Origin of the sequence: Photorhabdus akhurstii (assembly GCF_019090985.1) — a bacterium.
In the GTDB taxonomy this organism is placed as follows: domain Bacteria; phylum Pseudomonadota; class Gammaproteobacteria; order Enterobacterales; family Enterobacteriaceae; genus Photorhabdus; species Photorhabdus akhurstii.
In genome coordinates this window covers 5,435,631-5,450,378 of the sequence record NZ_CP020335.1, presented here as the reverse complement: position 1 = coordinate 5,450,378, position 14,748 = coordinate 5,435,631, and the positions used below count along the sequence as shown (strand labels likewise).

The window sequence follows — 14,748 nt, the reverse complement described above, 5'->3', positions numbered from 1 at the left end:
CTACAATTCTATCCCCCTGAGATACTGTCCTGATATAACTTATTAAACATCATGCGATTAAATCCTAGCCAACAACAAGCTGTCGAATTTGTTACTGGTCCTTGTCTGGTTCTGGCGGGAGCAGGTTCCGGCAAAACTAGAGTGATCACCAATAAAATTGCTCATCTTATCCGTACTTGTGGCTATCAGCCTCGCCATATCGCCGCTGTGACGTTTACTAATAAAGCTGCGCGGGAAATGAAAGAGCGTGTAGCACAAACTTTGGGGCGCAAAGAGGCGAAGGGGTTGATGATTTCTACTTTCCATACGTTGGGATTGGAAATCATTAAGCGCGAGTACAAAGCGTTAGGAATGAAAAGCAATTTCTCGTTGTTTGATGATCAAGACCAGATGGCTCTGTTGAAAGATTTAACAGCCGATTTACTGGAAGAAGATAAAGATCTATTGCAAAAATTGATTTCTACTATCTCAAACTGGAAAAATGATCTGCTTTCTCCACAGCAAGTTTTGGCATTGGCCCGTTCTGCTCAGGAGCATCAGTTTGCTGAATGTTATCGTCGTTATGATTTACATCTGACGAGCTGTAATGTATTGGATTTTGACGATCTGATTACCAAACCGACTTTGCTAATGCAGCGTGATGAAGAAGTCAGGGAGCGTTGGCAGAACCGTATCCGTTATCTGTTGGTAGATGAATATCAGGACACCAATACCAGTCAATATCAACTGGTGAAATTGTTGGTGGGACAAAGGGCTCGTTTTACGGTGGTGGGTGATGATGACCAGTCTATTTATTCATGGCGCGGCGCAAGACCTCAAAATTTGGTGCTCCTGAAAGAGGATTTCCCGAAGCTTAATGTGATCAAACTGGAACAGAACTATCGTTCCTCTGGCTGTATTCTGAAAGCGGCTAATATTTTAATCGCTAATAACCCCCATGTGTTTGAAAAACGACTTTTTTCTGAACTGGGGTATGGCGATCCGTTAAAAGTGATTACCGCTAATAATGAAGAGCATGAAGCGGAAAGGGTTATTGGGGAGCTGATGGCGCATCACTTTATCAATAAGACCGAATATAAAGATTACGCCATTCTCTACCGAGGAAATCATCAATCCCGCGTGTTTGAAAAGATGTTGATGCAAAACCGCATTCCTTATCGGATTTCTGGTGGCACTTCTTTCTTTGCCCGCCCTGAAATTAAGGACTTGCTAGCTTATCTGAGGGTGCTGACTAATCCTGAGGATGACAGCGCATTCCTAAGAATTGTCAATACACCAAGACGTGAAATTGGTGCGGTTACCATTCAAAAACTGGGTGAATGGGCGAATCAGCGCGATAAAAGTCTCTATCAGGCTAGTTTTGATCTTGGTTTGGCCCAAAATCTAACCGGCCGAGGTTTGGCGGCACTACAGCGTTTTACTCACTGGATGGATGAGATAACTCGCCAGGTTGAACGAGATCCTTTGCTAGCTGCACGTGATCTACTACACGGTATGGATTATGAAAGTTGGCTGTACGAAACATCACCGAGTCCAAAAGCGGCTGAGATGCGGATGAAAAATATTAATCAGTTGTTCACTTGGATGAGTGAAATGCTGAAAGGTGATGAACTGAACGAACCAATGACTTTATCTCAGGTGGTCGCGCGTTTCACATTACGGGATATGTTGGAGCGAGATGAGGATGGTGAGGAGTTTGATCAGGTGCAATTGATGACTCTACATGCTTCCAAAGGGTTGGAGTTTCCCTATGTATTTCTGGTCGGCATGGAAGAAGGGTTATTGCCTCATCAGAGCAGTATTGATGAAGAGAATATTGATGAAGAGCGACGATTGGCTTATGTCGGGATCACCCGTGCTCAACGGGAGCTATTCTTTACTTTATGTAAAGAGCGTCGTCAATATGGCGAGTTAATCCGCCCAGAACCCAGTCGTTTTTTGTACGAGTTGCCGCAGGATGACTTACATTGGCCGCAAGATAAAAAAATAGTGACTGCCGAAGAAAGAATGCAAAAAGGGCAATCGCGTATCGCGGATATCAAATCGCGTTTAGGGCTTGGGCAGAAAAATAAGTCGTAAATATATTGAAGACTCCCTGTATCACAGAGATACAGGGAAAACGATTTTATTCAGGTTTGAGTATCCGACTCGCCTAAAACAAGTGGCCATTGAACATGGCTTTGCCACTGAATTTCCTGCTGTAAAGACTCTGCCCTCAGAGGGTGTTGCATTAGCCAGCCATGAGGTAACGTTATTGTTAACGTTTCACCACTCACTTTTAAACGTAGCGCAGGGAAAGTGTCATCTCGACGGCGGTTGGCGAAGATGATAGCTAACCGCAACAGACGACATAAACGTTGAGCCTGTATCAGAGGTAAGGCGTTTTGTTGATTGAAGGAAAACAAATCAATGGGGCCACTTTGGTTCTTTAGTAATGTGGCTAAGAGTTTTTTCTGTGCGGGCGTATAGCCGGGGAGAGTGAGATAATTGATAAGATAGGCTGCATGTGATGGAGCTTGGTGGAAATCAATACTCAGGCCAATTTCATGTATCAGACAGGCACTTTGTAATAATTCATGACATCGGCTATCCAGCTCCCAAGGTTTCGCAATTTGTGGTAGGAAGTGTTCAGCCAATTGTTTGACTCGTTGAGACTGTTCAACGTCTAACTGAAAACGGCGCTGTATATTACGTAGTGTTCTAGTACGAATATCTGGCTCTATTGGTAAATCCAGCATGCCGTAAACAAGACCTTCCCGTAAGGCGCCACCCGCAAGGATCATACTTTCAATATTTAATGCCTGGAAAATCGCTATCAGGATAGCCAGACCACTTGGGAAAACCAAAGCCCGTTCCAGCGTTAACCCTTCTATTTCCAGTTCTTCCAGCTTACCGCATTCAATCGCTTTATGTTTGAGCTCTTGAAGTTTCGGCAAAGTGATCAGCTCATCCATACCCTGAGCAATCATGATTTCTTGCAGAGCTTGAACGGTGCCGGAAGCGCCTACACAAATCTGCCAGCCTTGTTCGGTAAGCTTTGGCGCAATGGGTTTCAACGTTTCATGTGCGGCAGCTTCGGCTTTGGCGAAATTCTCTTCCGTCAGGCTACGGTCATTAAAGTAGCCTTCAAGCCAGGTAACACAACCCATACTTAGGCTGGATAACTGAGAGGCTTTTGCCCCATTCCCCGTAACCAGCTCTGTACTTGCACCGCCAATATCGACAACCAGACGTTTTTCAGGGCCGCCAGTTGTATGGGCAACACCTTGATAAATAAGCCGAGCTTCATCTTCGCCACTGATTACCTTAACCGGACAATCAAGGATTTCTGCTGCTCTTTTCACAAAGTCGTCTGAATTTTCAGCGATGCGTAAAGTTGCCGTAGCAACAACACGGATTTGTGATGGTGGTATATCCTGTAAGCGTTCAGAAAAAACCCTGAGACATTGCCAGCCTCTCTCCATCGCCTGTTGAGATAAACGGTTATTTTTATCTAATCCGGCGGCCAGCCTGACTTTACGTTTGATTCGTGCCAGTATCTGCATACTGCCGGATACTTCACGCACAACCAGCATATGAAAACTGTTTGAACCCAGGTCGATAGCCGCATAGAGCGAAGAAGAACTCAGCATCATTATTCAGCCTGAACGTTTACGGTTATTACGTGGTGTATTATTACGATGCGACAAATTGTTACGGCGCTGATGGTTTCCTGAACGCGAACGGTAGCGGCGTTTAGGAGCCGGTAAGTCTTGCAGCAAGGCTTGACTGTTATATTTGCTGACCGGGATAGCGTGCTGAATATAACTTTCAATTGCTGGCAGGTTTAGAGCGTATTCTTCACAGGCCAGGCTGATCGAGTGGCCGCTTTCACCTGCACGACCAGTACGGCCAATGCGGTGGACATAATCCTCACAATCATCGGGTAAGTCATAATTAAATACGTGAGTGACTGACGGAATATGTAATCCACGAGCTGCGACATCAGTGGCAACTAGAACATCAATATTGCCGTTGCTGAATTCTTCTAGAATGCGTAACCGTTTTTTTTGTGCTACATCACCGGTTAGTAACCCAACTCGATGTCCGTCAGCAGCCAGATGCGCCCAGATATCTTCACAACGATGTTTTGTATTGGCGAAAATGATGCAGCGATCAGGCCACTCTTCTTCCAATAACGTTTGAAGCAGGCGCATCTTTTCTTCATTAGAAGGATAAAACAGCTCTTCGCGGATACGGTGTCCCGTTTTCTGTAGCGGTTCCACCTCGACATACTCTGCATGATTCATTTGCTCAAATGCCAATTCTCGGACTCGGTAAGAGAGCGTGGCAGAAAACAGTAGGTTCATACGTTCGTTTGCTGGTGGCATCCGGCGGAATAACCAGCGGATATCTTTGATAAAACCGAGATCGTACATGCGATCAGCTTCATCAAGAATCACAACTTGAACCGCATTCAGATTAATGTGCCCCTGTTTGGTATAGTCGATCAGACGTCCGGTAGTGCCGATAACAATGTCAACACCAGATTCCAGTACTTTTAGCTGCTTGTCGTAACCATCGCCGCCGTAGGCAAGACCCATCTTTAAACCCGTTACCTGTGCCAGATTTTCTGCATCTGAGTAAATCTGTACAGCAAGTTCGCGGGTAGGAGCCATAATCAGCGCTCTTGGCTGATTGGTTTGACGCTCCTCCGCTGCGGGATGAGTCAGTAAATAATGAAAAGCAGACGCTAAAAATGCTAGCGTCTTCCCCGTACCGGTTTGCGCTTGCCCCGCGACATCACGACCTTCGACAGTGAAAGGCAATGTCAATGCTTGTATCGGTGTACAATTAGAAAAACCCTTATTATCAAGAGCTTCTATAACCTTGGGGTGCAAGGCGAAGTCGGAAAACTTCTTTTCTGTCAAGTGTGTTTTACTCATAGTGTGGTAGAATATCAGTTAACCATTGTCTTACGAAAGTGTATCCACTGAAATAAAGGCAACCTTATATCAGTAATGTTACACTAGCATGGTAAAAAATTATTCTTTGGAGTAAAAAATGAGCGAAAAAATTATTCATTTGAGTGACGCTAGCTTTGATACTGATGTTCTTAACGCAGAAGGTCCAGTTCTTGTCGATTTTTGGGCTGCCTGGTGTGGGCCATGTAAAATGATTGCGCCTATTCTGGATGAAATTGCCACAGAATATTCAGGTAAACTGACTATCGCTAAATTGAACATTGATGACAACCCGGCAACAGCTCCTAAGTATGGTATCCGTGGTATTCCTACTCTGTTGCTGTTTAAAGATGGTCAGGTTGCTGCTACTAAAGTGGGAGCATTGTCAAAGACTCAATTGAAAGAATTTTTGGATACTAATCTCTGATTGAAGTGAGCTCACATTAATACCGGGCGTTTAGCGTATATTATTATTTCTTTCATTGACCGCTAGACGTCCGTAAAGAAGCGTGATAAGTTAGCGCCACTGCTTGTATCACATACATCATGTTAGAAGTATGTTGCATACTGAATAATCTGTAGTGTCTGATAAGTCTGTTATCTCTGGATAGTCTAAAATATCCAATGGGTTATACGGGAATAATCTGGCGTATAGCTCGTTACGTTGAGATAGTTTTTATCGAAATCAGTAATGTTTCAGCATTATCTCAACAGCGTTTTTGACAGCCTGTCAGTCTTATTTGAGCTCAATCTTAGTACTTCAAATTATTACCTTTTTATATGAATAACGTATTAAAGGTCTGATTTGTTTTTTGTACAAAATAAACAGGCACCGATCGATGACGCTGCCATACTATTCACGTTCATAGTTCGAGATATACCCCGAGTTTAAGAACCCACCATTATGAATCTTACCGAATTAAAGAATACGCCGGTATCTGAACTGATTACACTCGGCGAAAATATGGGGCTGGAAAATCTAGCCCGTATGCGTAAACAAGATATTATCTTCTCTATCCTTAAGCAGCATGCGAAAAGCGGAGAAGATATCTTCGGTGATGGCGTGCTGGAGATATTGCAGGATGGATTTGGATTCCTCCGTTCAGCAGACAGCTCCTACCTTGCCGGCCCCGATGATATCTACGTTTCTCCTAGCCAAATCCGTCGTTTTAACCTCCGTACCGGTGACACAATTTCAGGTAAAATCCGTCCACCTAAAGAAGGTGAACGCTATTTTGCTCTGTTGAAGGTTAACGAAGTTAATTTTGACAAACCAGAAAATGCCCGCAGTAAAATTCTTTTTGAAAACTTAACCCCTCTGCATGCTAATAGCCGTTTGCGTATGGAGCGTGGTAATGGTTCCACTGAGGACTTGACTGCTCGTGTTCTGGATCTGGCGGCGCCGATTGGCCGTGGACAACGTGGTCTAATCGTCGCGCCACCAAAAGCGGGTAAGACGATGTTGCTGCAAAATATTGCTGCTAATATTGCTCACAATCATCCAGATTGTGTATTGATGGTACTTCTGATTGATGAACGTCCAGAAGAAGTTACTGAAATGCAACGTCTGGTAAAAGGTGAGGTTATTGCTTCTACTTTTGATGAGCCAGCTTCTCGCCATGTTCAGGTGGCGGAGATGGTTATTGAGAAAGCAAAACGTCTGGTTGAACACAAAAAAGACGTGATTATCCTGCTTGACTCTATTACTCGCTTAGCACGTGCTTATAACACTGTTGTCCCTGCATCCGGTAAGGTATTGACTGGTGGTGTGGATGCTAATGCGTTACATCGTCCGAAACGTTTCTTCGGTGCGGCGCGTAATGTGGAAGAGGGCGGAAGTCTGACCATTATTGCGACTGCGTTGGTGGATACGGGCTCCAAGATGGATGAAGTGATTTACGAAGAGTTCAAAGGTACTGGTAACATGGAACTGCATCTCTCCCGTAAAATTGCTGAAAAACGCGTCTTCCCAGCTATCGATTACAACCGTTCTGGTACACGTAAAGAAGAGCTACTCACCACCTCTGAAGAGCTACAGAAAATGTGGATTCTGCGCAAAATTATTCATCCGATGGGCGAAATTGATGCGATGGAATTCCTTATCAACAAACTGGCTATGAGCAAAACGAATGACGATTTCTTTGACATGATGAAACGTTCATAGTTTTTAACTCAGTTCATGATCATTTTAATCAGCGCCACAGTTTCGTGGCGTTTTTTGTATCCACTATTATCCACTATATTGTTATAGCACTATATATGGCATGTATTTTGCATAATATTGCTTCCCAATAGTGTCATACATAGATGTAAAGGTTATTAATTTTTCTACAGTGAATAAATAAAGAAGAATACCCTCACGAAGCGAAGAATTTATGAAGTTGGTTCCTGGCCAGAAAAACCATGTACCTGTGGATAATAAATAACCAGGCTATATTTGTTTTTCACGGAGAATTTTTATCGTGAATATTCCCAGTATGAGTATCGAAGTTTTTTGCATTTTCCTGTTTTCGTTTGCGTTTTTATTTATGGCGCGTATTGTAGGAAAGAAGATTGGCCTCGTTGATAGACCTAATTATCGTAAGCATCATCAGGGATTAGTACCTCTGGTGGGTGGGATTTCGGTATTTGCTGGGATCTGTTTTACTTTTGTTATAACAAACGAGTTTATACCTCATAAGTGGCTGTATTTAATTTGTGCCACTTTACTGGTATTTGTCGGCGCATTGGATGACCGTTTTGATATCAGCGTTAAGGTCCGGGCAACCATCCAAGCTCTGGTTGGTATTGCGATGATGTATTTTGCTGGCCTGAAATTAGATAGTCTTGGTTATGCTTTCGGCCCTTGGGACATGACACTTGGACCGTTTAGTTATGTTGTGACACTATTTGCTGTCTGGGCTGCTATCAATGCATTCAATATGGTTGATGGGATAGATGGATTATTAGGTGGATTATCCTGTGTCTCCTTCGGTGCTTTGGGGATCTTACTGTATCAAAGTGGTAATACGGCACTAGCATTATGGTGTTTTGCATTTATTGCTGCCATTCTCCCTTATATTGTTCTTAATCTTGGTTTATTAAGCCAACGCTTCAAAGTATTTATGGGAGATGCGGGCAGTACACTGATTGGTTTTACCATTATCTGGCTGCTCATTGAATCTACTCAGGGGAATGAGCGCCCTGTTAATCCAGTTACTGCGTTGTGGGTTGTTGCCATTCCATTAATGGATATGGTTGCTATTATGTATCGCCGGTTACGGAAAGGGATGAGTCCATTTTCTCCTGACAGGCAACATATTCACCACCTAATTATGCGGTCTGGATTCTCATCTCGTCAGGCTTTTATTTTAATCACTGTTGCTGCCGCTTTATTAGCCGCTATCGGAATTACCGGAGAATGGCTGGAATTTGTGCCTGAGTGGGTAATGTTGGCACTGTTCTTGCTTGCATTTGTGTTGTATGGCTATTGCCTCAAGCGTGTATGGAAGGTAGCTCGTTTTATTAAACGGCAAAAGCGTCGTATGCGCCGTTCAGCTAACCATTAAACATCTATTATCAGCAGAGGTTCTGTGCAGTGATAAAATCAGAAACGAAATCTATTCAGGATGAACAAGCTCTGGAGCATGAGCTGGATATTAGAGCCTTGTGCAGTGCGCTATGGCGTGGAAAGATATGGATTGTTGTACTGGCAATAATTTTCGCAACCGCGGCGCTAGGAGCATCTTATTTGATGCAGCAAAAATGGAGTGCCACAGCAATCACGGATCTGCCTACGACTAATCAGTTGGGGAGTTATTACTCCCAGCAGCAATTTTTGCGCAATCTGGATACTCACATTAACATTTCACCGGAAACTCAGTTACCGTCTATTTCAGAAGAAGCCTATAAGGAGTTCATCACCCAGATTGCAGCATATGATACTCGCCGTGAATTCTGGTTGAAATCTGATTATTACAAGCAGCAGCAGGAGGGCGATGCCAGAGCTGATGCGGCTTTATTAGATGAATTAGTCAATAATATTCAGTTTATTCCCCATGATGATAAAAAAGTGCTGAATGACAGCATTAAATTGACCGCTGAGTCTTCTGGACAAGCAAATCAACTCCTGCGCCAGTACATTGCTTTTGCCAATAGTCGTGCCAGTACTCATTTAAATGATGAAGTAAAAGGTGCATGGGTTACCCGTGCCCAATCTGTGGATGCACTGGTTAAGCGCCAGAAAATGGTCGCTAAAGCGCTTTATAACCGCGAAATGAATGTATTACAGCAATCCTTGAAAATTGCGGAAAAACAAGGGATTCGGCGCAATCAAACGGATATGCCGGTGGATCAGTTGCCCGATTCAAAAATGTTTATGTTAGGGGCGCCGTTGTTACAGGCTCAACTTGAGACTTTAGAAGCAATAGGGCCTAAGTATAATGTGGACTATGACCAGAATATTGCAATGTTAGCAGCATTGGATGTTCTCCCGACGCAGGATCAATTCCAGGCTTACCGCTATTTGAGAACACCAGAGGAGCCGATTACCAGAGATAGTCCTCGTAGAATGTTCTTGATGATCATGTGGGGGGCAGTTGGTGCTTTAGTGGGTGCCGGCGTGGCGTTGGTTAAATGTTCGCGTAAATAATCAGATAATTATTAGAAATAACTATTTCTGAAGGGATATCTTCTGCAACTCCAGCAGCAGGAGTAAATAGCATTAAGAGTATTGTTTGCAGGAAAATCTGCAAGTTACTGACTATAAGAGAGTCACTGTGAAAGTGTTGACTGTGTTTGGTACTCGGCCGGAGGCCATTAAGATGGCTCCGCTAGTACACGCATTGGCAAAGGATGAAGCCTTCGAAGCGAAAGTATGTGTCACCGCCCAACATCGGGAAATGTTGGATCAGGTGTTACACCTTTTTGAGATCACTCCCGATTTTGATCTCAATATTATGAAATCAGGGCAAGATCTAACGGATATTACTTGTCGTATTTTGGCAGGATTAAAGCCTGTTTTAGCAGAATTTAAGCCTGATGTTGTATTGGTTCACGGAGATACGACAACAACGATGGCAACCAGTTTGGCTGCGTTCTACCAACGTATCCCTGTTGGTCACATTGAAGCTGGATTAAGAACGGGTGATCTTTATTCCCCTTGGCCGGAAGAGGCGAACCGTAAGATTGCTGGACATCTGGCAATGTATCATTTTGCTCCGACGGAAAACTCTCGTAAGAATTTACAGAAAGAATCAATTACAGATAATCGAGTTTTTGTTACCGGAAATACAGTGATTGATGCATTGCTGTGGGTACGTGATCGAATAATGAATGATGAGGCAATGCGAAGTAAGCTAGCGAAGCACTACCCGTTTATTGATACTAATAAAAAAATGATCCTAGTGACGGGGCATCGTCGTGAGAGTTTTGGTGGCGGATTTGAGCGAATTTGTGAAGCTTTGGCACAGATAGCCCGCGCTCATCCAGATGTGCAAGTCGTCTATCCGGTTCATCTAAACCCGAATGTCAGTGAGCCAGTAAAGCGCATTTTGCATGATATTGATAACATTATTCTCATCAAACCCCAGGATTATTTGCCATTTGTTTATCTAATGAACCATGCCTATATGATCCTGACAGATTCTGGTGGTATTCAGGAAGAAGCTCCTTCTTTAGGAAAACCGGTGTTAGTGATGCGTAACACGACTGAACGGCCAGAGGCGGTTGATGCTGGAACGGTACGTTTGGTAGGAACAGAAACAAAAACTATTGTGGAAGAGGTGACTCGATTGTTGACAGACGATGCTGCCTATCAGCAAATGAGCCGCGCTCATAATCCTTACGGGGATGGCGATGCCTGTCAACGTATTCTCGACGCTTTGAAAAAAATCAGGTGACACTATGAGCTTTGAAACTATTTCTGTTATTGGTCTTGGTTATATTGGTTTGCCAACGGCGGCAGCGTTTGCATCCCGCAATAAGAAAGTCATTGGCGTGGATGTGAATCAGCATGCAGTAGAAACCATCAACCGTGGTGCAATTCATATTGTAGAACCGGATCTAGACAAAGTGGTGAAAGTTGCCGTAGAAGGCGGTTACCTGAAAGCCGTGATTGCTCCGTTACCAGCAGATGCTTTTCTGATAGCTGTTCCGACGCCTTTTAAAGGCGATCACGAGCCGGATATGACGTATGTCCGTTCCGCAGCCGAATCTGTAGCTCCGGTGCTGAAAAAAGGTGATCTGGTTATTCTGGAATCTACCTCACCAGTAGGCGCGACGGAGCAGATGGCGGAATGGCTGGCCGCAGCGCGTCCTGATTTAACTTTCCCACAACAGGTTGGAGAGGAGTCTGATATTGATATCGCTTACTGTCCTGAACGTGTGTTGCCAGGACAAGTTATGGTTGAATTAATTAAGAATGACCGCGTTGTTGGCGGTATGACGTCAAAATCTTCGACCAGAGCTAGCGAGCTGTATAAAATTTTCCTTGAAGGTGAATGTGTTGTCACTAATTCAAGAACGGCAGAAATGTGTAAGCTGACAGAAAACAGTTTCCGAGATGTAAACATTGCATTTGCCAACGAACTTTCCCTGATTTGTGCTGATCAAGGGATCAACGTGTGGGAACTGATCAGCTTGGCAAATCGTCACCCGCGTGTAAATATTCTCCAACCAGGTCCTGGCGTGGGTGGTCATTGTATTGCAGTTGATCCGTGGTTTATTGTTTCTCAAAACCCGAAACAATCACGTCTTATTCATACCGCACGTATGGTTAATGATGACAAACCATTGTGGGTTGTGGATCAAGTGAAAGCGGCTGTTGCGGATTGTTTAGCTGAAAGTGGAAAACGCGCAAGCGAAGTGAAAATTGCCTGTTTTGGTTTGGCGTTTAAACCAAATATTGACGATTTGCGTGAGAGCCCAGCGGTGCATATCACCGATATGATTGCGCAATGGCATGCAGGTGAAACTCTGGCTGTAGAACCTCATGTTCATGAATTACCTGCTTCCTTGAAGGAAATAGCTCGATTAGTTAATCTGGAAAAGGCGCTGGAAGAAGCAGATATCCTGTTGATGTTGGTGGATCATAATCAGTTTAAAGCTGTAAACAGTCATGAAATTAAACAGAAGTGGATTGTGGATACAAAAGGAGTCTGGCGTTGAGACGTATTCTAATCACAGGTGGTGCGGGTTTTATTGGTTCCGCGGTTGTGCGGCATATCATTGATAATACAGAAGACAGCGTGGTTGTGGTTGATAGTCTGACTTACGCCGGTAATCTGGCGTCTCTTGCCCCAGTTGCAGATAGCTCTCGTTATGCGTTTGAACAGGTTGATATTTGTCAACGTGGAGCGCTGGATCGAGTTTTTGAGCAATATCAGCCGGATTGTGTGATGCATCTGGCGGCAGAAAGCCATGTGGATCGCTCTATTGATGGCCCGGCGGCATTTATCGAAACCAACATTGTAGGTACTTATACTTTGTTGGAAGCTGCGCGTGCTTTCTGGCAGAAACTCAGCGAAGAGAAACAGGCTGTTTTCCGTTTTCACCACATTTCAACAGATGAAGTGTATGGTGATTTACATGATGAAGAGGGCTTTTTTACCGAAACAACACCTTATGCGCCAAGCAGTCCATATTCGGCGTCCAAAGCGTCCAGCGATCATCTGGTAAGAGCATGGCACCGGACTTATGGTTTACCGGTCATTATCACCAATTGTTCTAATAACTATGGCCCTTACCATTTCCCGGAAAAATTGATCCCACTGATGATCTTAAATGCATTAGCAGGAAAATCTTTACCGGTATATGGTGAAGGGAAACAAATTCGCGATTGGTTGTATGTGGAAGACCATGCCAGAGCGCTCTATTTGGTTGTGACAGAAGCTGAACCGGGCACAACCTACAATATTGGTGGTCATAATGAGCGCAAAAATATTGATGTGGTTTGTGCGATTTGTGAGCTGTTGGAAGAATTTTGTCCTGAGAAACCAGCGGACATTGCTTATTATCGAGACTTGATTACTTATGTTGCGGATCGCCCAGGCCATGATATGCGTTATGCCATTGATGCGGCAAAAGTTGAGCGTGAGCTAGGCTGGAGGCCACAAGAGACATTTGAATCAGGTATTCGCAAAACAGTTCAATGGTATTTAGAAAATGAAAACTGGTGGCGTAAAGTTCAAGACGGCTCTTATGCCGGTGAACGCCTTGGATTAGGTAAAAACTGAATGACGATGGGGGCAGTAAATATGAAAGGGATCATTCTGGCAGGTGGATCAGGAACCCGGTTGCATCCGATAACACAGGGTGTTTCCAAACAATTACTGCCAATTTATGATAAACCGATGATTTACTATCCTTTGTCAGTACTCATGCTAGCAGGGATACGTGATATTTTGATTATCTCTACGCCAGAAGATTTACCTTCTTTCCGCCGACTATTAGGTGATGGCGACAGATTTGGTATTCACTTAAGCTATAAAGAACAGCCATCGCCGGATGGTTTGGCTCAGGCATTTTTGATTGGTGAGGAGTTCATCAACGGCGGGCCTTGCTGTTTGGTATTGGGAGACAATATCTACTTTGGACAAGGGTTTAGCCCAAAACTGAGAAATGTTGTGTCTCGTGGAAAAGGGGCGACTGTTTTTGGTTATCAAGTGATGGATCCTGAGCGATTTGGGGTGGTGGAATTTGATGACGCGTTCCGCGTTCTTTCTATTGAGGAAAAACCAGAAAAGCCAAAATCCAACTGGGCGGTAACGGGACTCTATTTCTACGATAATCAAGTAGTAGATTTTGCTAAGCAGGTCAAGCCTTCTGCCAGAGGTGAACTAGAGATTACCAGTATTAACCAGATGTATTTGGAACGTGGAGAACTAAACATTGAGTTGTTAGGGCGTGGTTTTGCCTGGTTGGATACTGGCACTCATGACAGTCTGATTGAGGCCAGCACTTTTGTACAGACCGTTGAGAAGCGTCAGGGCTTTAAGATTGCCTGTCTTGAAGAGATTGCTTGGCGTAATGGTTGGCTGGATGATGTACAGTTAAGAGAAACAGTAAAATCCTTGTCAAAAACTGGCTATGGTCAATATCTGCTGGATCTGCTCCATGTCCGTGCGCGCCAATATTGAACCATTAGAGTGGGATAGCCACTATTTTGGGTTGTCCACCGCTCGCCTTGATTTCACATCTGATGCCGGTCTGCTAACCTCATCTCAGTTAGATCAGTATGCTTTAGTGCAAGCTAAAGTACCTGCGCAGCGATTGGATCTTATTGATGGCTTATCCGCGTTGGGCTTTTCGCTAGTGGAAGGGGAAGTCGACTTTTCCTTAATGATTGGCATAGAAAATGCTAAAGACAATTCTGAAAGTAATCTACTTTCGGCTGAGCGGCGGGATATCCCGATGTTGAAAGAGGTGGCTTCCAACGTATTTCCTTTAAGTCGTTTTCGAACCCCGTGGTATCAACCACAGGATAGTGGTCGTTTTTACGCGACTTGGGTTGAAAAAGCGGTATTGGGGACATTTGATCATCAATGTTTACTGGTAAACGGAGATAGTGGGCAACCCGCAGGATTTGTTACTTTACGAGATATTGGGGCTGGAGAGGCTCGTATGGGTTTGTTGGCCGTATTCCCAGAAAATATTGGTTGTGGTATTGGCTCAAAATTGATGTTGGCGGCGCAGCAGTGGTGTCAACGCCACCAAATACGGCAGTTAAGGATTGCGACACAAACCAGCAACATCGCTGCTTTGCGCCTTTATACACGCAGTGGTGCGTTTGTTGAAAGCACCGCGTATTGGTTATATAGGGGATGAA

Annotated in this window: 12 protein-coding genes; 10 read left to right on the top strand and 2 right to left on the bottom strand. The window is 44.1% G+C overall.

Annotation, left to right across the window (positions count from 1 at the left end; all coding sequences use genetic code 11):
- Window positions 1-51 precede the first annotated feature (51 nt).
- Window positions 52-2,079, top strand: a complete 2,028-nt coding sequence (gene rep / locus B0X70_RS23430; protein ID WP_217470511.1) for a DNA helicase Rep — start codon at window positions 52-54, stop codon at window positions 2,077-2,079.
- Window positions 2,080-2,129: 50 nt separating this feature from the next.
- On the opposite strand, the gene gppA is transcribed toward rep, so the two are convergent.
- Both gppA and rhlB read right to left on the bottom strand, forming a co-directional pair.
- Window positions 2,130-3,632: a guanosine-5'-triphosphate,3'-diphosphate diphosphatase gene (gene gppA / locus B0X70_RS23425; protein ID WP_217471798.1), complete on the bottom strand. Its 1,503-nt coding sequence runs from the start codon at window positions 3,630-3,632 to the stop codon at window positions 2,130-2,132.
- Between the two features lie 6 nt (window positions 3,633-3,638).
- The gene (gene rhlB / locus B0X70_RS23420; RefSeq protein ID WP_036809883.1) at window positions 3,639-4,925 is read right to left on the bottom strand and encodes an ATP-dependent RNA helicase RhlB; all 1,287 of its coding nucleotides are present in this window, start codon (window positions 4,923-4,925) and stop codon (window positions 3,639-3,641) included.
- A gap of 118 nt (window positions 4,926-5,043) precedes the next feature.
- Between rhlB and trxA the strand changes: the two genes are divergently transcribed.
- From trxA to rffC, 9 genes are all read left to right on the top strand, one after another.
- Window positions 5,044-5,370, top strand: coding sequence for a thioredoxin TrxA (trxA, locus tag B0X70_RS23415; protein ID WP_110091077.1), 327 nt, complete (start codon window positions 5,044-5,046; stop codon window positions 5,368-5,370).
- A 477-nt stretch (window positions 5,371-5,847) separates the two neighbouring features.
- Complete coding sequence (gene rho, locus B0X70_RS23410; RefSeq protein WP_011148733.1) at window positions 5,848-7,107, top strand: transcription termination factor Rho; 1,260 nt, start codon at window positions 5,848-5,850, stop codon at window positions 7,105-7,107.
- Between the two features lie 298 nt (window positions 7,108-7,405).
- Complete coding sequence (wecA, locus tag B0X70_RS23405; RefSeq protein ID WP_217470510.1) at window positions 7,406-8,491, top strand: UDP-N-acetylglucosamine--undecaprenyl-phosphate N-acetylglucosaminephosphotransferase; 1,086 nt, start codon at window positions 7,406-7,408, stop codon at window positions 8,489-8,491.
- A 29-nt stretch (window positions 8,492-8,520) separates the two neighbouring features.
- Complete coding sequence (gene wzzE / locus B0X70_RS23400; protein WP_217470509.1) at window positions 8,521-9,573, top strand: ECA polysaccharide chain length modulation protein; 1,053 nt, start codon at window positions 8,521-8,523, stop codon at window positions 9,571-9,573.
- A 127-nt stretch (window positions 9,574-9,700) separates the two neighbouring features.
- Window positions 9,701-10,822 carry a non-hydrolyzing UDP-N-acetylglucosamine 2-epimerase gene (wecB, locus tag B0X70_RS23395; protein WP_036779676.1) on the top strand — a complete coding sequence of 374 codons (1,122 nt, stop codon included), beginning with the start codon at window positions 9,701-9,703 and terminating at the stop codon, window positions 10,820-10,822.
- Window positions 10,823-10,826: 4 nt separating this feature from the next.
- On the top strand, window positions 10,827-12,089 hold the full coding sequence (gene wecC, locus B0X70_RS23390; protein ID WP_217470508.1) for a UDP-N-acetyl-D-mannosamine dehydrogenase: 1,263 nt from the start codon (window positions 10,827-10,829) through the stop codon (window positions 12,087-12,089).
- Window positions 12,086-13,156, top strand: coding sequence for a dTDP-glucose 4,6-dehydratase (gene rffG, locus B0X70_RS23385; RefSeq protein WP_217470507.1), 1,071 nt, complete (start codon window positions 12,086-12,088; stop codon window positions 13,154-13,156). Before wecC ends, rffG begins: the two co-directional genes overlap by 4 nt.
- A 21-nt stretch (window positions 13,157-13,177) precedes the next feature.
- Window positions 13,178-14,059, top strand: a complete 882-nt coding sequence (gene rfbA / locus B0X70_RS23380; RefSeq protein ID WP_036810343.1) for a glucose-1-phosphate thymidylyltransferase RfbA — start codon at window positions 13,178-13,180, stop codon at window positions 14,057-14,059.
- Complete coding sequence (gene rffC, locus B0X70_RS23375; RefSeq protein WP_105398533.1) at window positions 14,037-14,747, top strand: dTDP-4-amino-4,6-dideoxy-D-galactose acyltransferase; 711 nt, start codon at window positions 14,037-14,039, stop codon at window positions 14,745-14,747. The genes rfbA and rffC overlap by 23 nt, the downstream gene beginning before the upstream one ends.
- The last annotated feature ends 1 nt before the right edge of the window (window position 14,748 follow it).

What these genes read in the sequence shown, in the direction of transcription:
- rho (WP_011148733.1), top strand. Translation starts at nt 5,848, where the DNA reads ATGAATCTTACCGAATTAAAGAATACGCCGGTATCTGAACTGATTACA.
- wecC (WP_217470508.1), top strand. Translation starts at nt 10,827, where the DNA reads ATGAGCTTTGAAACTATTTCTGTTATTGGTCTTGGTTATATTGGTTTG.
- rfbA (WP_036810343.1), top strand. Translation starts at nt 13,178, where the DNA reads ATGAAAGGGATCATTCTGGCAGGTGGATCAGGAACCCGGTTGCATCCG.
- rep (WP_217470511.1), top strand. Translation starts at nt 52, where the DNA reads ATGCGATTAAATCCTAGCCAACAACAAGCTGTCGAATTTGTTACTGGT.
- rhlB (WP_036809883.1), bottom strand. Translation starts at nt 4,925, where the DNA reads ATGAGTAAAACACACTTGACAGAAAAGAAGTTTTCCGACTTCGCCTTG.
- trxA (WP_110091077.1), top strand. Translation starts at nt 5,044, where the DNA reads ATGAGCGAAAAAATTATTCATTTGAGTGACGCTAGCTTTGATACTGAT.
- rffC (WP_105398533.1), top strand. Translation starts at nt 14,037, where the DNA reads ATGTCCGTGCGCGCCAATATTGAACCATTAGAGTGGGATAGCCACTAT.
- gppA (WP_217471798.1), bottom strand. Translation starts at nt 3,632, where the DNA reads ATGCTGAGTTCTTCTTCGCTCTATGCGGCTATCGACCTGGGTTCAAAC.